General features: G+C 66.5%; 23 protein-coding genes. 8 read left to right on the top strand and 15 right to left on the bottom strand.

The window, feature by feature from the left end:
• Positions 1-7: 7 nt before the first annotated feature.
• On the bottom strand, positions 8-826 hold the full coding sequence (gene nadE / locus MST3598_RS04000) for an ammonia-dependent NAD(+) synthetase (RefSeq protein ID WP_029259755.1): 819 nt from the start codon (positions 824-826) through the stop codon (positions 8-10).
• Between the two features lie 108 nt (positions 827-934).
• Here nadE and MST3598_RS03995 point away from each other — a divergent pair, with 108 nt between their 5' ends.
• Positions 935-1,492, top strand: a complete 558-nt coding sequence (locus MST3598_RS03995; protein ID WP_021198075.1) for a phosphorylase family protein — start codon at positions 935-937, stop codon at positions 1,490-1,492.
• Positions 1,493-1,536: 44 nt separating this feature from the next.
• On the opposite strand, the gene MST3598_RS03990 is transcribed toward MST3598_RS03995, so the two are convergent.
• From MST3598_RS03990 to MST3598_RS03975, 4 genes are all read right to left on the bottom strand, one after another.
• Complete coding sequence (locus MST3598_RS03990) at positions 1,537-4,521, bottom strand: AAA family ATPase (RefSeq protein ID WP_029259754.1); 2,985 nt, start codon at positions 4,519-4,521, stop codon at positions 1,537-1,539.
• Entirely contained in the window at positions 4,522-5,691 is a 1,170-nt protein-coding gene (locus MST3598_RS03985; RefSeq protein WP_029259753.1) for an exonuclease SbcCD subunit D, read from the bottom strand.
• Between the two features lie 256 nt (positions 5,692-5,947).
• Positions 5,948-6,430, bottom strand: a complete 483-nt coding sequence (locus MST3598_RS03980; RefSeq protein ID WP_021198078.1) for a DIP1984 family protein — start codon at positions 6,428-6,430, stop codon at positions 5,948-5,950.
• Between the two features lie 52 nt (positions 6,431-6,482).
• Positions 6,483-6,791, bottom strand: a complete 309-nt coding sequence (locus MST3598_RS03975) for a GNAT family N-acetyltransferase (protein ID WP_021198079.1) — start codon at positions 6,789-6,791, stop codon at positions 6,483-6,485.
• Positions 6,792-7,123: 332 nt separating this feature from the next.
• On the opposite strand from MST3598_RS03975, the gene MST3598_RS03970 reads away from it, so the two are divergent.
• Genes MST3598_RS03970 through MST3598_RS03960 form a run of 3 tightly spaced genes read left to right on the top strand, consistent with a single transcriptional unit; the run spans position 7,124 to position 9,054 of the window.
• Positions 7,124-7,831, top strand: coding sequence for a winged helix-turn-helix domain-containing protein (locus tag MST3598_RS03970; RefSeq protein ID WP_021198080.1), 708 nt, complete (start codon positions 7,124-7,126; stop codon positions 7,829-7,831).
• A 43-nt stretch (positions 7,832-7,874) separates the two neighbouring features.
• The gene (locus MST3598_RS03965; RefSeq protein WP_029259752.1) at positions 7,875-8,834 is read left to right on the top strand and encodes a DNA-3-methyladenine glycosylase family protein; all 960 of its coding nucleotides are present in this window, start codon (positions 7,875-7,877) and stop codon (positions 8,832-8,834) included.
• A 22-nt stretch (positions 8,835-8,856) separates the two neighbouring features.
• Positions 8,857-9,054, top strand: coding sequence for a hypothetical protein (locus tag MST3598_RS03960; RefSeq protein ID WP_021198082.1), 198 nt, complete (start codon positions 8,857-8,859; stop codon positions 9,052-9,054).
• A 14-nt stretch (positions 9,055-9,068) separates the two neighbouring features.
• On the opposite strand, the gene MST3598_RS03955 is transcribed toward MST3598_RS03960, so the two are convergent.
• From MST3598_RS03955 to MST3598_RS03940, 4 genes are read right to left on the bottom strand one after another with little or no spacing between them, the layout of a single operon-like run.
• Positions 9,069-9,824 carry an iron ABC transporter ATP-binding protein gene (locus MST3598_RS03955; protein ID WP_021198083.1) on the bottom strand — a complete coding sequence of 252 codons (756 nt, stop codon included), beginning with the start codon at positions 9,822-9,824 and terminating at the stop codon, positions 9,069-9,071.
• Entirely contained in the window at positions 9,821-10,840 is a 1,020-nt protein-coding gene (locus MST3598_RS03950; RefSeq protein ID WP_021198084.1) for an iron chelate uptake ABC transporter family permease subunit, read from the bottom strand. The genes MST3598_RS03955 and MST3598_RS03950 overlap by 4 nt, the downstream gene beginning before the upstream one ends.
• Positions 10,841-10,856: 16 nt before the next feature.
• On the bottom strand, positions 10,857-11,843 hold the full coding sequence (locus MST3598_RS03945; protein WP_029259751.1) for an ABC transporter permease: 987 nt from the start codon (positions 11,841-11,843) through the stop codon (positions 10,857-10,859).
• Positions 11,844-11,891: 48 nt separating this feature from the next.
• The gene (locus MST3598_RS03940) at positions 11,892-12,887 is read right to left on the bottom strand and encodes a siderophore ABC transporter substrate-binding protein (RefSeq protein WP_029259750.1); all 996 of its coding nucleotides are present in this window, start codon (positions 12,885-12,887) and stop codon (positions 11,892-11,894) included.
• 100 nt (positions 12,888-12,987) lie between these two features.
• On the opposite strand from MST3598_RS03940, the gene MST3598_RS03935 reads away from it, so the two are divergent.
• Positions 12,988-13,746, top strand: coding sequence for a siderophore-interacting protein (locus tag MST3598_RS03935; protein WP_029259749.1), 759 nt, complete (start codon positions 12,988-12,990; stop codon positions 13,744-13,746).
• Positions 13,747-14,605: 859 nt separating this feature from the next.
• Here the strand turns inward: MST3598_RS03935 and MST3598_RS03925 are convergent.
• From MST3598_RS03925 to MST3598_RS18360, 5 genes are all read right to left on the bottom strand, one after another.
• Positions 14,606-14,923: a hypothetical protein gene (locus tag MST3598_RS03925; RefSeq protein WP_029259748.1), complete on the bottom strand. Its 318-nt coding sequence runs from the start codon at positions 14,921-14,923 to the stop codon at positions 14,606-14,608.
• The gene (locus tag MST3598_RS03920; RefSeq protein WP_029259747.1) at positions 14,923-15,648 is read right to left on the bottom strand and encodes a fibronectin type III domain-containing protein; all 726 of its coding nucleotides are present in this window, start codon (positions 15,646-15,648) and stop codon (positions 14,923-14,925) included. The genes MST3598_RS03925 and MST3598_RS03920 overlap by 1 nt, the downstream gene beginning before the upstream one ends.
• A 1-nt stretch (position 15,649) precedes the next feature.
• Positions 15,650-15,844, bottom strand: coding sequence for a hypothetical protein (locus tag MST3598_RS03915; RefSeq protein WP_029259746.1), 195 nt, complete (start codon positions 15,842-15,844; stop codon positions 15,650-15,652).
• A gap of 10 nt (positions 15,845-15,854) precedes the next feature.
• Entirely contained in the window at positions 15,855-16,544 is a 690-nt protein-coding gene (locus tag MST3598_RS03910; protein WP_029259745.1) for a hypothetical protein, read from the bottom strand.
• Between the two features lie 366 nt (positions 16,545-16,910).
• Positions 16,911-17,117: a hypothetical protein gene (locus tag MST3598_RS18360; RefSeq protein ID WP_136053551.1), complete on the bottom strand. Its 207-nt coding sequence runs from the start codon at positions 17,115-17,117 to the stop codon at positions 16,911-16,913.
• A 585-nt stretch (positions 17,118-17,702) separates the two neighbouring features.
• Between MST3598_RS18360 and MST3598_RS03905 the strand changes: the two genes are divergently transcribed.
• Genes MST3598_RS03905 through MST3598_RS03895 form a run of 3 tightly spaced genes read left to right on the top strand, consistent with a single transcriptional unit; the run spans position 17,703 to position 19,313 of the window.
• Positions 17,703-17,936 (top strand): hypothetical protein, encoded by a 234-nt coding sequence (locus MST3598_RS03905; RefSeq protein WP_029259744.1) that lies wholly within the window; start codon positions 17,703-17,705, stop codon positions 17,934-17,936.
• The gene (locus tag MST3598_RS03900) at positions 17,933-18,394 is read left to right on the top strand and encodes a hypothetical protein (protein ID WP_029259743.1); all 462 of its coding nucleotides are present in this window, start codon (positions 17,933-17,935) and stop codon (positions 18,392-18,394) included. The genes MST3598_RS03905 and MST3598_RS03900 overlap by 4 nt, the downstream gene beginning before the upstream one ends.
• Positions 18,288-19,313 carry a DNA primase family protein gene (locus MST3598_RS03895; RefSeq protein WP_081860149.1) on the top strand — a complete coding sequence of 342 codons (1,026 nt, stop codon included), beginning with the start codon at positions 18,288-18,290 and terminating at the stop codon, positions 19,311-19,313. The genes MST3598_RS03900 and MST3598_RS03895 overlap by 107 nt, the downstream gene beginning before the upstream one ends.
• Before the next feature lie 285 nt (positions 19,314-19,598).
• Here the strand turns inward: MST3598_RS03895 and MST3598_RS03890 are convergent, their stop codons facing one another.
• A complete protein-coding gene (locus tag MST3598_RS03890) occupies positions 19,599-20,216 on the bottom strand; it encodes a hypothetical protein (RefSeq protein WP_029259741.1) in 618 nt (205 codons plus the stop codon).
• Between the last annotated feature and the right edge of the window lie 13 nt (positions 20,217-20,229).

Here is a 20,229-nt window from a genome sequence, read left to right as displayed (position 1 = left end):
AAGCGGGTCAGCGCCACCAGGTGTCGTCGGGCGTCACCGGAAGATGGCGCTTGTGCTGCGTCGCGAGGTACCTCGCCTCGATGCGGCCGGCGACCTCGGGCTCGACGTCGCGCCCTTCCAGGAAGTCGTCGATCTGCTCGTAGGTGAGCCCCAGCTCGTCCTCGTCGGCACGGCCGGGCTGGCCGTCGAGCAGGTCGGCGGTCGGCACCTTGAACGCGAGGCGGTCCGGAGCACCGAGGAACTGCAGCAGCGAACGCCCCTGCCGTTTGCTCAGCCCCGACAACGGCAGGACGTCAGCCGCACCGTCGCCGAACTTCGTGTAGAAGCCGGTCACGGCCTCGGCGGCGTGATCGGTGCCGATGACGAGCATCCCGTCGTGGCCGGCGAGGGCGTACTGCGTGACCATGCGGACGCGGGCCTTGATGTTGCCGCGGTTGAAGTCGCTGATGTCGCTCGTGACCGCGAACTCGATGTCCTCCTCGACCCCGTCGACACCGTTCTGGATGTTGACCTCGACCGAGGAGTCGGGTGCGATGAACTCGAGGGCGGCCTCGGCGTCTGCCGCGTCGTGCTGCACGCGGTAGGGCAGACGCACGGCGAGGAACTTCGCCTCGCCTCCCTCGGACCGCACCCGTTCGACCGCGAGCTGTGCGAGGCGTCCGGCCAGCGTGGAGTCCTGCCCACCGGAGATGCCGAGCACGAAGCCCTTCGCGCCGGTCGAGCGAAGGTACTCGACGAGGAACCCGACCCGGCGCTCGACCTCGGCTTCCGGGTCGATCTCCGGCCGGACGCCGAGGTCTTCAGAGATCTGCTGCTGCAACGACATGTCATCCTCCGTCTTGTCCTCGAATCAGTATCGCCCCTCTGTGTTACGCACGGGTGACGCCGCGGCGTTCGCACGTTCCTGCCAGTGAAGTCCTGAGAGAATGGGGCGGTGAAGCTCCTCGTCGCTGCCCTTGATTCCGAACTGTCCGCCTTCCCGGAAGAGCTGGACGGCTTCGACCGACTCGTGACCGGCCCCGGCAAGCTGCCGGCGACGTATGCGCTCACCCGCGCGCTCGATGCCCGGGTCTACGACGAGATCGTGGTCGTGGGCACGGCGGGCGCGATCGACCCCGCTCTCGAGGCGACCGTGCATGAGGTCGGAACCGCATTCCAGCACGACGTGACCGACCTCGACGGCGTCCGTGGCCAGCACGTCTCCCTTCCGGCGCGCGTCAGCACCGGAAGGGAAGGTGTTCTGATCGCCACCGGTGACCACTTCGTGGAGGACGCCGAGGTCACCGCCGTGATCCGTCCGTCGGGGGCGGCCCTGGTCGACATGGAGACGTACGCCTTCATCTGGGTCGCCGCACAGTTCGATGTGCCGATCCGCGTGTTCCGCGCCGTCTCCGATCAGGCTGAGGACGGTGCGCTGACGGATTGGCGCGAGGCCGTCGCACGATGCAGCGTGCAGCTGCGCGACTTCATCCGCAGCGAGTACGGCGTCTGACGAAGGGGGCGCCCTCCCGCGCTCGCGTCAGCCTCGGTCTCGGGTCAGCGCGCCTCGATGACGCTGGGTCCGTTCGGCAGTGCGCGCACCGTGAGCTGGGCGGGGATCTGCTCCTGCATGGCCTCGACGTGACTGATCACTCCGACGGTGCGGCCCCCCTGCCGCAGTTCATCGAGAGTGCGCATGGCGACATCGAGCGTGTCGCCGTCGAGGGAACCGAATCCTTCGTCGATGAAGAGCGTGTCGAGGCGGATGCCGCCCGCGCGCGCGGTCACGACCTCGGCCAGTCCGAGGGCGAGAGCGAGCGATGTGAGGAACGTCTCGCCCCCTGACAGCGACTGCGGCGGCCTGGTCTGCCCGGTGAAGGCGTCGAAGACCACGATGCCGAGTCCGGATGCCGCCCCGCGGGCAGCGAGCGCATCGGAGTGCTGCAGCTGATACCGACCGGCGGACATGTCGTGCAGTCGACGGTTGGCCGCCTCGACGATCTCCTCGAGCTCCGCGGCCAGCACGAACGTCTCCAGCGTCATCTTGCGGGTGTTGGCACCTCGCCCCGCGATCGTGTCGGCGAGGTTCTGCAGCACCTCGAACTCCGCGGCATCGTCGGCGGTGCGAGCCTGCTCGTCCGAAGCCGAGTCGATCAGCCCTCCGAGCCGCTCTGCGGTTGCCGCGGCTCTGGCGGCTTCGTCGACCGCGCGCGTCCAGACGCTGCGTGCGTCCGCCGATGCCTGCTCGGCCGGCGCGAGGTCTATCGGCTCTTCCGGCAGCGTGCGCAACTCGAGGTCGAACAGGATGGCCCGTTCCTTCTCTCGTTGCACCGCATGCTGCGCGATCCGCGTGTCGAGCGCCTCCTGCTCTGTGGCCGAGCGTAGAGCGTCTTCCGCCGCCGCCTCGTCATCGAACACGGAGTCTGCGAGCGCCGCCTCGCGCTCCGCCTCGGCTTCGGCGAGAGCTTCGACCCTGCGTGCCCGCTCCGAGATCGCATGGATCACGGCGCGGGCCGCGGCGATCTTCGCCTCGGTGTCGGACATCCGTGCGGCAACCGTGTCGAAACCGCCCCGCGCCTCGGCGATCAGCTCGTGTGCCTCCGCGCTGCGCTGGCGGAGGAGCGCATGCCGTTCGCGCAGTTCTGCGAGAGCCCTGGCATCGTCTTCCCGCTCGGCGTCGAGGAGTTCGACACGGGCGACGAGTTCGTCCATGCGACCGTCGAGCGTCTTCAGCTCCTCGGCGGCGGCACGGCTGCTCGAGAGTGCCTCAGCGGCCTCGGCGTACTCGCTCTCGGCCTGTTCGACATCCCGACCGTCGGCGCGGGCGGTGACGGCGGCGAGTTCGGCGCGCAACGTCGAGGAGCTCGACGCCAGATCACGCTCCTTCTGCGATGCGGCATCTCGCGCGCCCTCTGCGGCGGCGATGTCTTCGGGCGAGACCGGATCCGAATGCGTGGCCGGCGCCGGATGATCGAGCGAGCCGCAGACCGGACAGGGGTGCTCGTCGCGGAGCGTCGAGGCGAGCTCTCCGGCCATGCCGTCGGCTCGTCGCTGACGCAGTCGCGCCAGAGCTGACTGCGTATCCGCGTGCAGCGCGGTGGCCTGCGAGAGCTCCTGCTCGAGGGAGATCTCGGCGATTCGCAGCCGTTCCACCTCGTGCGCCGCCGTGAGGCGTAGCTCTGCCGCCTGCTGCGCGGCCTGCCGGTCTTCCCCCCGATCGGCGAGGCGACGGGTCTCGTCGCGCAGCGTGTGCAACGCGGCGATCTCGTCGGGAAGCGCGGCACGCCTCACGTTCGCAGCTTCGATGCGCGCGGTCGCTGCCACGACCGCCTCCTCCGCTGCGCGGACTTCGGCGTCGAGCGTCGGCGCGCTCTCCTCGAGTTCTCGCGCGCGTTGCCAGGCACCGCTCTCTCTGGTCGCCGCCGCCGTCCAGGCCTCGAGGTCGCCGTCCACGTCGAGACCGAGCGCCTCACCCGCCGCGTGGGCGTCCTGTTCGTCTCGGGAGGCGACCGCGAGCGCGGAATGCGCGCGCGCCACTGCGGCGATCGTCGACCGCAGCGCCTCCGCGGCTCGGGCCGCAGCGAGCTCTGCGCGGGCATCGTCGATCAGGGGCGCTTCGGCCTCGAGTCGTTCGAGCGCCGACCTCGCGCGGTCGCGCTCGCGCTGCGCCCGCTGCTCGTCCCGCGCCACGGCGAGAGACTCGTCGGCTGCGGCCGACCGCTTCTCCGCGTCGACCTGCTCGGATGCTCGACGCTCTGCGCGGTAGTCGGCGCGGGCCTTCGCACGTCGGAGGGCGTCGAGTCGATCTTCGATCGAAGACGGGGCGCGAACCGTCTCGGGCGGGGTCTCATCGCCCTCTCCTGACAGGCCATCGGCGGACACCAGCCGCTCGGCCTCCTCGACGCGGGCCTCGACCGTCGCGAGCCGGGCGCCCAGAGCGTGCTCGGCCACACGACGACGCTCGTCGAACCGCGCCTGCACATCTTCGAACCGCTGGGTGCCGAACAGGCGGCGCAGAAGCGCCTGGCGGTCTCGACTGCCCGCGAGGAGGAACTCCGAGAACCGGTTCTGCGCGAGCAGGATCACCTGCAGGAACTGCTCACGGCTGAGCTGCAGGATCTCGTCGAGCTCTCCGGCGACATCGACGGCCCGCGCCGCACGACCGATCCACCCGACATCCGTCCACTCGTCGAGGGCGACGGCCGAGGCCTGCTTGGTCATCCCTCCCCCGCGCTTGGCCGGGCGCAGGTACTCGGGCGACCGGGTCACCCGGAAGCGGCCGGTCGGCGTGCTGAATTCGACGACGACCTCGGAGGGATCGTCGGGCTCGCAGTGGTCGCTCCGCAGCCGCTTCTCGCCACCGTCGTAGCGCGGCACTCCGCCGTAGAGCCCGAAGCAGACGGCGTCGAGGATGCTGGATTTGCCCGCCCCCGTCCGTCCGGCGATCAGGAAGATGCCGTCGTCGGCGAACGCGTCGAAGTCGACGATCTGACGTGACCGGAAGGGGCCGAACCCCTCGACCTCCAGGCGATGAAGACGCATCTAGACGAGAGCCTCGGCACGAACTCGCTCGTCGAGCACCGCGCGGATCAGCTCGCCCTCCGCCTCCGTCGCTCCGTGCCCCGCCCTGACGTGCTCGAGGAAGGCCTCGATGCGGTCGGCATCGGTGACCGCGGTGCGCAGACGCTGCACATAGGAGCGCTCGTCCGCCTCGGCGGTGACCGAGGGCTGGTGCTGCACCATGGCGCAGTACGGGTAGCTCTCGCGAAGACGCCGCATCGGCTCTGTCTGCGGCACGGCGTCGGTGTAGACGGCACAGACCCAGTCGCCCGCGTGTTCTGCGACCAGTTCGGTCGACAGGAGATCGTCGAGCGCGCCCGTGAGTGTGACGAGGCGGCGCGGCACCGGCAGCTCCAACCATTCGACTCCGGAGAGACCCTCGGCATCGATGTCGACGAGCCAGGAACCGCGGGGCTTGTGCTGCTCGCCGAAGCTGTAGTGCAGAGGAGCGCCCGCGTAGCGCACCCGATCGCTGAGCTGCTGACGCCCGTGGATGTGGCCGAGCGCCACGTAGTCAGGACCATCGAAGACGCTCAGCGGCACGACGTCGAGGCCGCCCTGACGCACCTCGCGTTCGAGCCCGGCGGTGGCGTCGACACCGGCGGCGAAGCAGTGCGCGATCGCGACCGAGCGCCCCGGGTGCTGTTCCATGCCGGCGCGGACCAGGTGCATCGCGTGAGCCATGGTCTGCGCCTGCGTGCGCAACGGGCGCCCGGAGCTGTCGCCATCGGGCCAGTGCTGTCGCACGATGGCGGGTTCGAGGTAGGGAATGCCGAAGAAGTGCACGGGCCCGTGCGCATCGTTGACGGTCACAGGCGCTCCCACCGCGAGCGGGTCGGTCAGCACGTGGATGCCCTCGCGGAGCAGCCGCGCCTGGAAGCCGAGGCGCGCGGCCGAATCGTGGTTGCCGCTGGTCACGATCACCCGCGCCCCTGTCTCATGCAGCGCCACCAGCGCATCGCCGAGCAGGGTGTATGCGGTTCCGGAGGGCGTGGCGGAGTCGAAGACGTCTCCCGCGACGACGACGACGTCGACCGCGTTCTCGCGAACCTGCGCGGTGAGCGCCCCGAGCACCTCGGCGAGGGCGTCCATGGTCGAGTTGCCATGGAACGTCCGGCCGATGTGCCAGTCGGAGGTGTGCAGGATGCGCATACTCACACCGTACGAACCCCCTCCGACATTTCATCCGAGGCGTGCCGCAGCACCGCTCTCACGCCCTGCGGAGGAGGAAGCGGAAGGTCCCCTGACCCACCCTCGTCACGATGATCGGCACGCGGTGATGCGAGATGCCGTGTGCACCTTCACCTGTGCGGCGTGCGGGGCTGCGCGATGCGATATCAGGGCTGCCCTCCGCCCGACAGGTGCCGGCTTGCCCCGCCGGCTGAGGGTTGTGCCCGCCTCGTCGTGACTACCGACTTCCGCTCTCCTCCTCGAGGTCGTTCGACCAGTTCGCCTGCTGGATCCGATTGTCGAGCTCGCGCAGCTCCTGAGCCACGGCGTCGGCACGGGAGCGCAGCGGCGCGACGGGCAGCGCGGAGACCTGACGCAGCTCCGACCTCATCTGGCGGAGGAACTGGTCGTTGGCCCCCGAGGCGGCGGTCGCGGCATCGGTCAGCACCGAGTGCCGCAGGCGTAGGACATCACGGGCGGCGAGCGCATCGGTCATGGTGCCGTCCGCCCCGAGGTCGAGGCGCGCGTTGGTGGCGTTGATGCGGCGGATGAGATCGCGCAGCTGCGTGAGCGCGGCATCGGCCTCGACGATCAGCGCGGCCGCGTCCTCCGCCGGTTCCTCGCCCTCCTGGTAGCGGGCGTTCGCGACGATACGCGCCCGCAGCTGCTCGATGCGGCGCTGCAGGTCGGCGCGTGCGGTGAGGGCCTCGGCGAGTTTCATGAGCTCATCCTCGCAGGGAGCGACCGTAACAGTTCGTCATATGGCCGGAGAGTCAGCGGGAGCGCAGCAGACCCGAGTGCTCCGGGTGCGCGGTGAACCAGTCGGCCACGTACCAGCACACGGCATCGACCTTGCGATCACCGCGCTCCTCGATGTCGGCCACCGCACCCTCGACGACCTTTCCCGCGTAGCCGTTGCCCCGGAAAGTCGGGATCGTGAAGGCTCGGGTGAGCGCGATGGTGCGCCCGTCGTCCCGGTAGTCCAGAACACTCACGAGCGTCCCGTCGCGCATGAGCGTGTAGCGCGAAGCGTCCTTCTCGTCGGTCAGGATGAAGCCTCCGACGGTGTGCGAGATCGTCATTCGAACCACGTTACGCCCGCCCGGAGCCGCCGGGCGTTTTGACATGGGGCGTCACGATCGGACATAATCCCCCCATGACCACCAACGCACGCCCTTTGTCCGCCCAGGAGGCGAACGGGACTGCCGGGATGATGATGCCCGGTCGCGTTGGCATGTGTTGCCGAATGTGTCGCTGAACGAACAGCCACCCCGCCTGACCTGAACTCCTCGCGATCTGCGAGGTCAGCGTCTCCGAGCATCCACCCTTGCTCGCTTCCCGGCTCCGCCGGTCATTCATGCAACGCATCAGAGCCCCGCTCGATCCGGGCTCACGTCCTGAGGACTTCATCATCATGTCGAACACCGCACTTCTCGAGCGTCCCGCCACCACCGCCGCGATCCGCACGCAGCACGAAGCCGCCGCGCCCCTGTCCGCCGCAGGAGCCGATCTTCCCGCCGTGCGCTCACCCCGTGGCTTCGCCCTCTACGTCGGGCTGGACGAGATCAAGGCCGCCGAAGCCGGCGTCAGCCTCCCCCTTCTCGTCGACGCGCTGCGCCGCACCCTCGCCGAGCTCGCCCCGGGAGCCGAGACGCACGCCACGGTCGCCCTCGCCCCGCACGGATCGGGCGGCCGCGACCTCGACGTGGTCCGTCTCGCTCTGCAGGAGCCCGGTGCCATCGCGCGCACCAAGGCCGCTGCGGAAGAGGACACCACGGACGAGGAGACGGGCGTCACCGTCGACATCTCCCGCAAGCGCGTGCTGATCGACGGCGAGTCCGCCGCCTTCACATACAAGGAGTTCGAGCTGCTGCAGTACCTCGTGCTCCGCGAGGGGCGCACGATCGAACGCAGCGAGCTGGTCTCCGCGCTCTGGCAGGCCCAGGACGACGAGACGCCCGGTGAGCGCACGATCGACGTGCACGTGCGCCGCCTGCGCGCGAAGCTGGGTCGCTATGAGGACATCGTCCGCACGGTGCGCGGCATCGGCTACCGCTTCGACCGCCACGCCGACGTCGTCATCCGCTACGGCCACGGAACCCCCTCGCCCGACCGCTTCTGAGTCGCCGGGAGCCGGTGTCAGCAGCTGCGCGTAGGGTGGGCGCATGACCCTGACAGCGCGCTCCGCCTCGACGGACGCCGCCCCCGCGGACACTGCTCAGGAGACCGTCTACCGCCCGCCGCACGAGCTCGATCTCCACCGAACGGTCGGCATGCTCCGCCGCGGTCGCAACGACCCGACGATGGTCATCGACGGAACCGTCATCTGGCGCGCGTTGCGCACACCCCTCGGACCGACGACCCTCGCTCTGCGCATGCTCGGCGGCGAGGTCCACGCGACCGCGTGGGGCCCGGGATCGGGCATCGCCCTCGATCTGGTGCCCGCGCTCTGCGGTGCCCACGACGACGCCACCGGCTTCGACCCTTCCCTGCACCCGCTCATCGCCGACACCGCACGACGCCACCCGGGGCTGCGTCTGACGCGTACCGACGAGGTGTTCGATGCGCTCGCGTGCGCGATCATCGAGCAGAAGGTGACCGGCATGCAGGCTTTCGGCGCGTGGCGCTGGCTGATCTCGCGGTTCGGAGCACCCGCTCCCGGTCCCACCCCGCGGCCGATGTTCGCCGCGCCGTCCCCCGACCAGTGGCATCGCATCCCGTCCTGGGCCTGGCATCGTGCCGGCGTCGAGCCGCCCCAGTCGCGCACCATCGTGCGTGCGGCCGAGCGCGGAGATCGCATCTCCCGAGCCGTCAGAGCCGCCGCCTCAGGGGATGACCGAGACCGCGTGCTCACGAGCCTTCCCGGCGTGGGGGTCTGGACGTCGGCGGAGACGCGCATCCGCGCTCTCGGGGATCCGGACGCGGTCAGTATCGGCGACTACCACCTCGCCCATGAGGTCGGCCACGCGCTGACGGGCGCACGCGCCGATGACGCCGGGATGATCGAGCTCCTCTCGCCGTGGGCCGGACAACGACAACGCGTCGTCCGCCTCATCCATGCGAGTGGTGTGCAGGAACCGCGCCGGGGGCCTCGTCTCGCACCCGAAGACCATCGCCGCCGCTGACGTCGGCACCTAAGCTGGTGCCATGTCCCGTTCCATGCTGCGCATCCTCGTCACCGTCGGCCTGCTGATCGTCGGCGTCGTGATCGGGCTGATCTTCCAGAACGTCTGGCTCGGCGTCCTGCTCGCGGCCATCGTGTGGCTCGGCTGGTTCCTCGGATACGAATCGCGCCGCGGCAACAACGCCGGGGTCAACGACGAGGACCACGGCATCGAGCTCTGAGTGGTCGCCCCGACTCAGTAGTAGACGGCGAGCGGGCCCGACGGTCCGTCGACCACCCGCACCGGGGTGTCGAACACCCGCGTGAGCACGTCGTCCGTCATGATCGCCGCCGGCGAGCCGAACTCCACGACCGCACCGTCTTTCATCGCGCAGATGTGGTCCGCGTAGTGCCCGGCGAAGTTGATGTCGTGCAGCACGATCACGATGGTGCGCCCGAGTTCCTCCGCGGCCCGGCGCAGATGCTTCATCATCTGCACGGCGTGCCGCATGTCGAGGTTGTTCAGTGGCTCGTCCAGCAGCACGAACTCGGTGTCCTGGGCGAGGACCATGGCGACATAGGCGCGCTGACGCTGCCCGCCGGAGAGCTCGTCCAGGTAGCGCCCCTCCAGAGCGCCGAGGTCGAGGAAGTCGATCGCCTGACTGATGATCTCCTCGTCGGCCCGGTTCAGCCTGCCCTTCGAGTGCGGGAAGCGCCCGAAACCGACCAGCTGGCGAACGGTGAGGCGGGTGACGAAGTGATTCTCCTGACGGAGGATCGACACCACCTTCGCCAGATCCTTCGATCTCGTCGAGGCCACGTCGAGCCCCGCGATCTCGATGGCACCGGCATCCATCCCGGTCAGACGCCCGATCATCGTGAGCAGCGTCGACTTGCCCGCGCCGTTCGGACCGATCAGGGCGGTGATTCCGCCGGCGGGGATCTCGAGGTCGACGGGGCCGATCGCGACCTCGCTGCTGTATTCGCGGCGGACGCCGTCGAGAGCGATCACAGTCTGCCCTTTCTGAGGATGACGATGAGGAACACGGTGCCGCCGACGAGCTCGATCAGGATCGACACCATCCCCTGCGCGTAGAAGATGTTCTTCATCACGAAGTAGGCCCCGGCCAGGATCGTGAAGGCCGTGAGCACCGCGACGGGGAAGATCAGCCGATGGTCGTGCGTGTCGGCGAACTGGTAGGCGAGCGTCGCCACCAGGAAGCCGAGGAACGTCATCGGTCCCACCAGCGCCGTGGAGGTGGCCATCAACACGGCGACGAGGAACAGCACGATGAACAGTTCGCGGCGATGATCGACACCGAGGGAGCGCGCGGCATCCGGGCCGAGTGCCATGAGGTTGAGCCGGCGCGAACGGAGCCACAGCAACGCAGACGCCGCGACGACCAGCGGGATCGCCAGCGGGAGGTACGAGGGGTCGGCATTGGACACGTTGCCGAACAGACGCGCGGCGAGCACGTCGAACTCACTAGGGGTGAGCAGGCGCTGCATGAACGTCGCGATCGCCCCGAGGCCGCCTCCGATCACGATGCCCACCAGGAGCATGATCTGCAGATTGCCGTAGCGTCCGGACAACAGCCAACCGTAGAGGGCGACGGCGAGACCGACCATGATCGCGACCTGGATCGCGAACTGCCCGATTCCCTGGATCGCCACGATCCCTGCCACTCCGAACAGGTACACGGTCGAGGTCTGCACGACTCGATAGAGCGATTCGAACCCCATGATCGACGGCGTGATGATGCGGTTGTTGGTGACGGTCTGGAAGCTCACCGTGGCGACGGCCTGAGCGACCGCGACGAGGGCCATCACCGTGACGTCGGTGGCGCGATGCTGCGCGATCCGCCAGAACCCGGTGGAGCCGACCGGCATCGGATTCGCCCAGGCGAGCAGACCGAAGCCCGACCCTGCCGCGAGGACCAGGAGGATCCCGAGCACCACGGCGTAACGCCGGCGCGCACCTGGGGTCGTGAACGAGCCCGCCGACCGGAGCGCACCGGCGGTCGCCACGTCGCCCGTCCCCCCGCTAGCCACGTCGACGCTGCCTGAGCAGGAGAAGGACGAACACCACGGCGCCGACCACCCCGAGGATCAGCGACACCGGCACTTCGAACGGCATGATGATCGTGCGTCCGATGATGTCGCACACGGTGACGATCGCTATGCCGAGCAGGCACACCCACGGAAGATTGCTGCGCAGATCGTCGCCGCGCACCATCGAGACGATGTTCGGCACGATCAGCCCCAGGAAGGGCAGATTGCCGACGACGACGGTGACGACGCCGGTGGTGACCGCGATCAGCACCGTCCCGAGCAGGATGATCCTGTTGTAGTTCACGCCGACGTTGGTGGCCACTTCCTCGCCGAGCCCCGCGATGGTCAGCCGATCGGCGACGATGAAGACGATCACCCCGATGACAGCCACGATCCAGAGCATCTCGTACTGACCTCGCATCACCGAGGTGAAGCTGCCCGCGAACCAGACGCCGATGATCTGCAGCGAGTTGGTGGCCAGCGCGAGGTACATCGACAATGCGCCGACCACGGCCCCGAGCATGATGCCGACGATCGGGACGATCAGGGACGACTTGAGTGCCACCCGGCGCAGGAACGCGAAGAACACCATCGTGCCGATGAACGCTGCGAGCACCGCGCCGGCCATCCGGAGGGGAAGCGACGGCTGCGGCACGAGGATCATGACCATCAGGAGCCCGAGGCCGGCCCATTCGGTGGTGCCGGTGGTCGTCGGTTCGACGAAGCGGTTCTGGGTGAGCAGCTGCATGACGAGGCCCGCCATGGCCATCGAGGCGCCGGCGAGGACCAGGGCGATCGTGCGGGGCACTCGGGTGATCTGGAACATCTGCGCGCCGTCGTCCGCGCCGGTGACGTCGTACACACCCGTGAAGAGCGAGATCGCGAGCAGGACGACGACGATCAGCACGCCGATGAGCAGTTTCACGTCGAAGAGCCGCCCGGCGTAGCGGGGCGGCGGAGCGATGTCGGTGGAGACCATGATGATGGGGCGGCGGCACCCGGATCGTCCGGATGCCGCCGCCGTACCTCAGTTCTTCGCGCTCTTCTCGAGGGCGTCGGCGAGGTCGTCGAGGAACGTCGTGTACGTCTGGATGCTCTCGTTCAGGTACGTGTCGGTGGGCATGTACACGATCTGCTTCTGCTTCACAGCGGTGACGCCGGCGAGCGCCTCGGAGCTCTCCAGGATCTCCGCGGCCTGCACGTAGTCGGGGGTGTCGGCCGCGAAGACGGCGTCACGGTCGAGCACGAGGATCCAGTCGGGGTTCGAGGCGGCGATCGCCTCGACCGAGATGTCATCGCCCTGGTGGTCGTCGGTCGCGTCGTCGACCTCGAGCGCGGGGGTCAGGCCGAGCATGTCGTAGATCGGTCCGAGCGAGCGTCCGACGGTCGGGGCGAGGTAGCCGATCTGTCCGCCGGAGGTGTTCACGGCCATGACGGTGTCGGCATCGTCGTACGCCGCCTTGGCGCGCTCGACAGCGGCGTCGAAGTCGTCCACGAGCTTCTTGGCTTCGTCCTGCTTGCCGAAGATCTCGCCGAGGACGGTGACCTGGCGCTTGAGCTCGTCTCCGAAGGGCTCACCTTCGCGCGGCTCGAGGTCGACGATCGTGGCGTCGGGGACCAGATCGGCGATCGCGGCGTTGTGCTGAGTGAACCGCTGGCCGCTGATGATCAGGTCAGGCTCGACGGCGACGACCGCTTCGAGGTCGGGCTCGCTGTGCAGTCCGATGTCGACGATCGCGTCGTCCTTCACGTACGACACGGTCTCCGGCATGAGCGCGACGGCCCCGGCGGAGAGCTCGACGTCCCAGTCGGAAAGCGTCTGGAAGGTGCGGTTGTCGAGCGCGACGACGGATGTGGGAGGCGTCGCGATCTCGTGCGTGCCGGTGTTGTCCTCGATCGTGACGGTCGCTGCTGCGGGTTCGGTCTTCTCCGGTTCCGCCGAGCCGCCGGAGGTGCAGCCGGCGAGGGCGAGGAGGCCGACGAGAGCGGCGCTCGTGGCGGTGAGGGTTCTGGGCACGGACATGGAGAGACTCCTGTTCTGCGGGATCGATGCGCACGCTGCGGCGCCGGAAGCCGAGAGTGGAGGGCGACTCCCCTCGGCACATTTAGGTTAGCCTTACTTTATGAGCGATACGAAATCCGGTTTCTCGATCGAGCGTCGCGGCCTCGAGCTGCGCTTCCGCAACGTCACCTTGAGCGCCCGCGAGTGGCTGGCCCCCGACTTCGTGCGTGTGCGCCTGACGGGCTCCGATCTCGCCGGCTTCGACTCTCCCGGCTCCGACGACCACATGCGCCTGTTCTTCCCCGCGGGCCCCACCGAATCCGTCGAGGAGCTCCGAGCGTCACCCAGCCGCGAATACACACCGCTCGCCTGGGGCGAGGACTGGCTCGACGTCGAGTTCGCCGTGCACGGTGACCAGGGCGTCGCCGCGCCGTGGGCGGCGACGGCACCGCTCGGATCGACGATCGGTGTCGGCGGTCCCCGCGGAGCGGCAGTTCTGTCGGGTGAGCCCGGCTCGTGGCTGCTCGTGGGCGACGAAACCGCTATTCCGGCGATCCGTCGCTTCGCCGCACTGATCCCGGACGGCACGCCCGCACGCATCGTGATCGAGACCGTGAACCCCGGCCGAGAGGTCGACATCGACGCGCCCGTCGACATCGAGTGGCTGCATCGTGGCGAGGCGCCCTCTGGTTCCGCCCTCATCGCCTTCCTCGAGGGGCTGACCGCCGAGCACGCGATCGGTGCCGACCCGTTCGTCTTCATCGCCGCCGAGCAGTCGATCGTGAAGCCTGGCCGAGCGCTGCTCGAGCGCTGGAGCGTCGACACCGCGAAAGCCGTCGTGAAGGGTTACTGGAAGCGCGGCGAGGCCGGAAGCAAATAACACACCCTACGCGGGTTGCATCATCGCATCGACTTCTTCTACGACACGCCAGCGACACGCCGTGGAGGAGTTTCCACAGAAAATCGAATGTCGGATGCCGCGCGTAGCGGGCCCCCTGTGGATGGAACACACGGTGCGACTCAAGACCCTTGAAATATTGCGGCACTACCACCGAAAGGGGGAGCGTCGCCTGTGGATGAAACGGTGCTCAACGTGTGTTGTAACCGTGGAGAACGGTGGAAAACTACACGGATGTAACTACTACCCCTTGTGGTCGCCCCCAATGTCGGTCCCTATATGTACCATTGAAGGCGTAGGAAGCACGAAAGCCTGAGACAGCCTCAGGTTGGACTGAGGATCTCAGGCTTGCGAGCGTCAAACTTTGCACGGGATGACAACTTCAAGCTTAGACCCTAACTCGGGGTAGGTCGCGATTGACCGTCTCCATGTTCTAGTTCTTCCTCGAAAACTAGGAAGAAGGTGCGACATGGCTTCTAGCCTTTCCCCCGGAGAAAAGGCCCCGCGTTCGGGGCAGTACGAACAGGTCGGTCCTCGTGGCGGACGTACCGGAGCGGAGCGCACGGTAACCCGTGGCGAGCCGATGCCACCCACCCCGCGCAAGGGGATGGGTTACGTCATGGTCGATCCGACGAAGCACGGGAACCGCTGATGGCTACGAGGCGGGTCAGTGGCCCGTTCTATCTGATCTGCCGGGGCTGCGGAGCGAAGTACGGTCCTTTCACGCAGGCCTCGGGTTCGCTCAAGTGCAGCCGCTGCGGTCGGATCAGTAGCGTCGCCTGATCCAGCGACAGTAGTACCAGCAAGGGGCTGGCGGTCATCCGCCAGCCCCTTGCTGCATCTAGCGCCCGTGCTCGGCGTCGGAGGACGGCGGCACCTGCTTCGCGAGTTCGATGTTCACAGCGGTCAGGCGCTCGATCTCCGCGTCTCGCCGGGAAAGGTTGCCGTTGGTCTGCCGTTCCACAGCTTCCAGCTTCTCGTTCGTCTTCCCGAAGCCGTAGAACGTACCGGCGGCGACAGCGGCGATGCCGAGAATCTGGATGACGAAGGCCGTAAACGTTGCGGTGGCGTCCGGACGAAAGAAGAGAAGCGCGAGCGTACCGACGATTCCGAGCGCCGCGAGCACGGCGAAGACGATGTAGATGATGGTCTTGTTCATCAGCCGCAGACCTTCCATTGCGTCCCGTCCCACTCGCGCAGGATGCAGACCTTGAATTGCGAGCCGTCCCAGGCACGCAGGATCGTCGGCTTCCAAGCGGTGCCGTTCCAGGCCTTGAAGCCCGAGAGCGTGCGCGCATTCGAGTCGCCCGAAGCTGGACTGTAGCCCACGGCGTTGTGTGCGTACACGCGCCAGTAGTACACGACACCGGGCGTGAGTCCAGAGACGACGGCGGTCGTCACGCCGCCGCCCTGGGGGTGATCGGTGTACGTGCCGAAGTTCGGATCGGTCGAGCGACGTAGAAGCATCTGATCGATGGCCGCGCCGCCGTTGCCTGGGATCGTCCAGGTAAGTCGCATCGACTGCGGCATGACCTCGGAGATGGTCGGCGTTCCCGGAGTGCCGGGTATCGTCGCGCGGAAGATGTTCGCGGAGACGGACGTAGGCCCACCGAGTCCGGTTGTACCTGTCGCGCCCATCGTGAAGGTGACCGTCTGCGAGTAGCCCGGAGCGTACGCGCCGCCGACTTGAATCTTCGTGTAGCCCTTGCCGATGTTGAACGTGCCGCCGTCGTTGCCGATGCCGGAGAAGCTGACGCTCCACGCTTTGCCGTTCGCGAAGGTCTGCGTGCCTCGATTCTCGATGTACAGGCGGATGTACACGCCGTCATCGTCGATGAACAGCGTGCCGGAATTACCGGTGTTGACTGATGCGATGGTCGCCATGTCAGGCCACAGGCTGCGCCCACAGAGTCCCAACTACGAGGTTCTCGGTAGGCTGCGTGTCCTGCACGCGGATACGGCGCTTCTGATCTGCGATCAGGTCGCGCGAAACGTTGATCTCGGTGTCGATGGTGTTCGCCAGTTCTGACCCGCTGACGACCGGGAAGACCTCGGCGAGCGCCTTGTCACCTACTGCCATGATGTGTTCCTTACGTGAGTGAGTTGATAGTTCCGGGAAGCGCGTTGATCGTTCCCGAGAGAAGGTCGATTGCACCTTCGGGGGTGTCCGCCGTGCGTGAGGTCACGCGCATGCGGTCGTTGCTGAGGTTCCACTCGATCGAGTCGGCGGTTCCAAGCTGGATGGGCGTTCCGTCAAGTCGCACGAGGACTTCCTGATCTGCCTTCGCATCCCAGTTCGCGACCGTCTCGACAGCCAGCGTTCGGCCTCGGTTGTGCGCACGCTGCACGGCGTACTGCGCGCGCCCGGGACCGGGGTACTCGCGATCGATCTGGCGGCGAACGTGCTTCGTGTAGCCCGGTAGGGCGTATGTATCGTCTGCACTCTTCTCTGTGCCGTCAGCGACCCGCCAGCGGTACGCGTAGGTCGCCGCGTCGAACCAGTCCTGCGACTCGCGCGTGATCTCTTCATCCGCGCCGATGACGTTCACGGCGTAGGCGAGATTCAGGTTCCCGGATGCCCGGTACCCATCACGGCGGAGCGTCCATCGACGTTCCTCATCGCACACAAGGCGGAAGCCCTGGCTCTGCAGAATCGGGCTGAGGAAGTCGACGCCACCGACGCCGGGTCGCCAGGTGAAGAGTTCCTTCGGGCGCTCGAAGATGGGCGTCCGCGTGCTCGGGGATGCGTTCGCGGTTTCCTGCCACGAGTAGGCGGGCAATCGCGTTCTCTCAAAAGAAGGCTGCGCTCTTCGAGTTCGACGGTCACCATCCCGACCCCGCAGGCGGAAGACGCTTCGGGTTCTCGGCCTTGCGCTGTGCCGCACGCTTGCGCCCACCCTCAGCCGCACCGGCTCGGCGGTTGCACGCACGATGAGCAGCGCCCACGCGAGATAGGTCAAGTGGCTGGGTGGGGTCTACCCCGTGGCTGACGATGTGCGCCACGTCGAACGCCTCGCCCGGATGCACGACACCCCGGCACCCCGGCCCCCGGTATGCGTTGACGCACGGGGCAGGCAGGCTAGCCGCCAGGATCGGGCGGGCCTTCTTCGTGAATGCGGCCCACTCCTTCGACCGGTGGAAGCGGGTCACGATGCCGCCGCCTCACGGGCGCGGCGGGCCTCGGCTCGCTTGACGAATCGGTAGTCCCGGTTCGCCATGCGGCAGGTGTACCCCAGGTCATTGCCCGGGCACGCATCGCGGCACTTGTAGTTGTTGTAGGTCGAGAGTGTGCCGTGCTTCGGTTCCCGGGGAAGAGCCGCCCCGGATCGGCTGAGTAGCGGTAGTTGATCCATGTCAACTATTGTACCGCGAATTGCACTAATGACATTCTGAGAGCGTCCATTATATAAACGCACGCAAGGGTATGGGCACTAAACTTAGGGGTTGTAACGATCCGGTTCCCGAGCTGGATTCAGACACGCCAAGCATGGGATAATGGGCAGGTCGAGGCGCTGGGGGCAGCGGGGCAGTTTTTTTCCCACGCACTGCGTTCATCGGGCGAAACGGCCTGTTTCCGATTCTTCATAGAATCACTACCCTGGGCACCCTTTCCCAGTCATAGAGCGAAACTACCTACCCCAATCGATACCCCAGAACTGCCCTGAAAGTACCCCAAGGTAACCAACAATTCCATAGAATCAAATGGCTGGGGCAGTTTTAGGGCAAGGTTTGGGGCGGCTTGACACGGTCATAATGTGCAGTAGTTTGCGCCGATCTTGCGCAATTCTCATAGTGCCGAATTGCTGTACAATAGGACGTACGCTCCTTTCAGCGTGGCTCTTGTCGGGGTCATGGGGCGGCGAGTGCTTGACCGTAGCGCCGCCCCCATTCCCGCGAGAGTCGTAAACCCCGACACCAAACCGAAAGGCGAAGACACGATGTCTGACCTATCCGCGCCTGCTGAGAACCAGCAGGGTGACATTCCCCAGTACACCGAAACCGGACTGAACGAGACGCTGCGCATCGACGGCGTGAGCTACGTCTACGATCCGGAATATAACCTGTGGCTCGGTGAGATGAACGACGCGCTCACCGCCACCGAGCTTCACGAGATGATCCTTGAAGGCGTGCACCGCGTCTTCCCCTGGACTCCGGTTGAGGTCGAGCGATGATCGTCAAGACCCCGGACAAGATCAAGCGTCAGGATGCGTTCAGCAAGGATGGAAAGTTCCAGCCGAACTCTCTTGCCGTGCACGTAGCCGAAGGGGTCGCGGTCGGCCCTGACGGCTCGCTGTGGTCGTATCAGGGCGGTGTGTACCGTCCCGATCCTGACGTGGTTGATCGCCGCGTAGCTCGCGTGCTGCGCAACGACTACACAATTTCGCGAGGCTCGGTTGTCGAACGGCTCGTGCGCTACATGCCCGAGAAGATCGTTCCTCACCTGTCCGCCGAAGAGCCGGAACCATGGTGCCCTCTGATCAACCTGCGGAACGGCGTCTACCAGTGGCGCGAGACGAACGCGGCTGATCGGTTCGCGGGGCACGATCCCGAGTACCGATCGACGATCCAGCTTCCGTTCGATTACGACGTGCCCGAACTTCGATGCGTGGCTCAACTCGGTACTACCTGACGAAGTCCACGGTCTGCTGTGGGAAAGCCTCGGCTACATGCTGATGACCGGCAACCCTCTTCAGACCGCTTTCCTTCTGCTCGGTCGAGAGGGCACCGGCAAGAGCACGCTCCTGCGAGTGCTCGAAGAGATGCTGGGGCGAGAGAACATCTCAGCCGAGAGCCTGAAGAGCCTGACCGAAAACCGGTTCGCCGCGTCCAGCCTCTACGGCAAGGCCGCGAACATCGTCGGTGACATCGATGCTGCGTACATGGATGACACGAGCCTCTTCCTTCAGATCACGGGCGGGGACACCATGACGCACGAGCGTAAGGGCAAGGATGCATTCCCGTTCCGCCCGTTCGCCGTGCCGATCTTCTCGACGAACAAGGTGTGGCAGTCCGCGAACACGTCGGGAGCGTACTTCCGGCGCTGGACGATTCTCCCGTTCGACATCCAGGTAGATCGCTCGAAGCCGTTCGATGAGGCCGCGCTACACGCTGAGGTACCGGGCATCTTCAACAAGGCGATGAACGCACTGCGCGATCTGTACTACCGCACCGAGCCGAAGCAGGTCTTCGACGCGAACGGTCGCCCGACTGACGAAGTGATCCAGGAGCCGGCCCGCTACTTCGAGATCATCGGCGCGGCGAGTGAGGTACGCGAGCGCTTCGCTCGGGAGTCCGATCCGATCCGCGAGTGGATGGATGCCGACGAACTCGTGTACGCGGACGCGGGCAACGCGAGCTACCGCGTGCCGCGCTCGGCGCTGTACGCCCGGTACGTCTCGTGGTGCGATCAGAACAACGTGCGCGCGAAGAGCGGCCCGAAGTTCTACACGGCGATTCGCAATCTCGGGTTCCGAGAGTTCAAGTCGAACGGCGTCATGACGTTCGAGGGCGTGTATGTGTACGTGCCTGGCATGGCGGGTGTCGCGTGATCGCGCTCGGCATCCTCATCGGCTTCTGCGCGGCGGTCGGGTCTGTTGTCGGATTGATGCTAGTCAACCGGCTCGCAGATACTGTATAAATACAATAAATCTATCGAAAGGGGACGGCATGGGTCGCCCGGCAGGCTCAACCAACAAGACTCCCCGTGAACTTAGGGCAGAGGCGAAGCGCCTCATCGAGAAGGCTAAGTACATGGAGAAGATCGAAAAGCTGAAGAAGAACGGCAAGTAACAGAAAGAGGCCCGGGGCAATCGCCCCGGGCCTCGCTGTCACCGCTATACAAGAACTCGGTTTGACCCGTGTCCCTTGCTTCGATCTAGCTCATCGAGCCAGTCGATGTAGATTTTCCGTTCGGCCTTGTACTTCCCAATGCCTTCGCGAAGCGTGGTTCTGCTTGCATCCGCCGCTCGCCGACCTCGCTCAACCTGTCCCCTGTAGTCCGAGAGAGTTCTTCGCACGAACTCATCGGCCTTTGCGTTCCTCGCCGCAGAGGCGTTCGCCTCGTCCTGCCAGCCTTGTTCGGCGTCGAGCGCCGAAAGAAGCCGAACTTCATCATGATGTGCCATGCTCCATCTGCTGGCCACGGACTGCATGTATGTGTGTAGAAGTAGCACGCGCGCCTCTTCGGGCACACGCGACGCGAGCGCATGGATGCTCACTGCGGCAGTCTCGACTTCTTCCGGCTTCTCCGGAAGTGGTTTTCCCATCTGCAGAGCCGTGTCAACGTCAGCCAGAGCAGAGTCGAAGGTCTGAACGTGAGCACGGATAGAGTCACGTAGTTCTCGCCGTCGGGCTACTTCGGGGGCTGACTTCGCAAGGAAGTGCGCACGCCATGCGATGAGAACCGCGAAAAGCGCCGTGCCGAAGGCGAACGGGTCGATCTGAATCTGCATGCTCGAAGCGTAG

Source organism: Microbacterium sp. TPU 3598 (assembly GCF_002356155.1).
Taxonomy (GTDB): domain Bacteria; phylum Actinomycetota; class Actinomycetes; order Actinomycetales; family Microbacteriaceae; genus Microbacterium; species Microbacterium maritypicum_A.
Note: the sequence above shows the minus strand (reverse complement) of the source record. Positions and strands in the feature narration are given on the sequence as shown.

Excerpts from the sequence above, each read along its gene's own strand:
- nadE (WP_029259755.1), bottom strand. The coding sequence starts at position 826 with ATGTCGTTGCAGCAGCAGATCTCTGAAGACCTCGGCGTCCGGCCGGAG.
- MST3598_RS03990 (WP_029259754.1), bottom strand. The coding sequence starts at position 4,521 with ATGCGTCTTCATCGCCTGGAGGTCGAGGGGTTCGGCCCCTTCCGGTCA.
- MST3598_RS03985 (WP_029259753.1), bottom strand. The coding sequence starts at position 5,691 with ATGCGCATCCTGCACACCTCCGACTGGCACATCGGCCGGACGTTCCAT.
- MST3598_RS03980 (WP_021198078.1), bottom strand. The coding sequence starts at position 6,430 with ATGAAACTCGCCGAGGCCCTCACCGCACGCGCCGACCTGCAGCGCCGC.
- MST3598_RS03975 (WP_021198079.1), bottom strand. The coding sequence starts at position 6,791 with ATGACGATCTCGCACACCGTCGGAGGCTTCATCCTGACCGACGAGAAG.
- MST3598_RS03970 (WP_021198080.1), top strand. The coding sequence starts at position 7,124 with ATGTCGAACACCGCACTTCTCGAGCGTCCCGCCACCACCGCCGCGATC.
- MST3598_RS03965 (WP_029259752.1), top strand. The coding sequence starts at position 7,875 with ATGACCCTGACAGCGCGCTCCGCCTCGACGGACGCCGCCCCCGCGGAC.
- MST3598_RS03960 (WP_021198082.1), top strand. The coding sequence starts at position 8,857 with ATGTCCCGTTCCATGCTGCGCATCCTCGTCACCGTCGGCCTGCTGATC.
- MST3598_RS03945 (WP_029259751.1), bottom strand. The coding sequence starts at position 11,843 with ATGGTCTCCACCGACATCGCTCCGCCGCCCCGCTACGCCGGGCGGCTC.
- MST3598_RS03940 (WP_029259750.1), bottom strand. The coding sequence starts at position 12,887 with ATGTCCGTGCCCAGAACCCTCACCGCCACGAGCGCCGCTCTCGTCGGC.
- MST3598_RS03935 (WP_029259749.1), top strand. The coding sequence starts at position 12,988 with ATGAGCGATACGAAATCCGGTTTCTCGATCGAGCGTCGCGGCCTCGAG.
- MST3598_RS03925 (WP_029259748.1), bottom strand. The coding sequence starts at position 14,923 with ATGAACAAGACCATCATCTACATCGTCTTCGCCGTGCTCGCGGCGCTC.
- MST3598_RS03920 (WP_029259747.1), bottom strand. The coding sequence starts at position 15,648 with ATGGCGACCATCGCATCAGTCAACACCGGTAATTCCGGCACGCTGTTC.
- MST3598_RS03915 (WP_029259746.1), bottom strand. The coding sequence starts at position 15,844 with ATGGCAGTAGGTGACAAGGCGCTCGCCGAGGTCTTCCCGGTCGTCAGC.
- MST3598_RS18360 (WP_136053551.1), bottom strand. The coding sequence starts at position 17,117 with ATGGATCAACTACCGCTACTCAGCCGATCCGGGGCGGCTCTTCCCCGG.
- MST3598_RS03905 (WP_029259744.1), top strand. The coding sequence starts at position 17,703 with ATGTCTGACCTATCCGCGCCTGCTGAGAACCAGCAGGGTGACATTCCC.
- MST3598_RS03900 (WP_029259743.1), top strand. The coding sequence starts at position 17,933 with ATGATCGTCAAGACCCCGGACAAGATCAAGCGTCAGGATGCGTTCAGC.
- MST3598_RS03890 (WP_029259741.1), bottom strand. The coding sequence starts at position 20,216 with ATGCAGATTCAGATCGACCCGTTCGCCTTCGGCACGGCGCTTTTCGCG.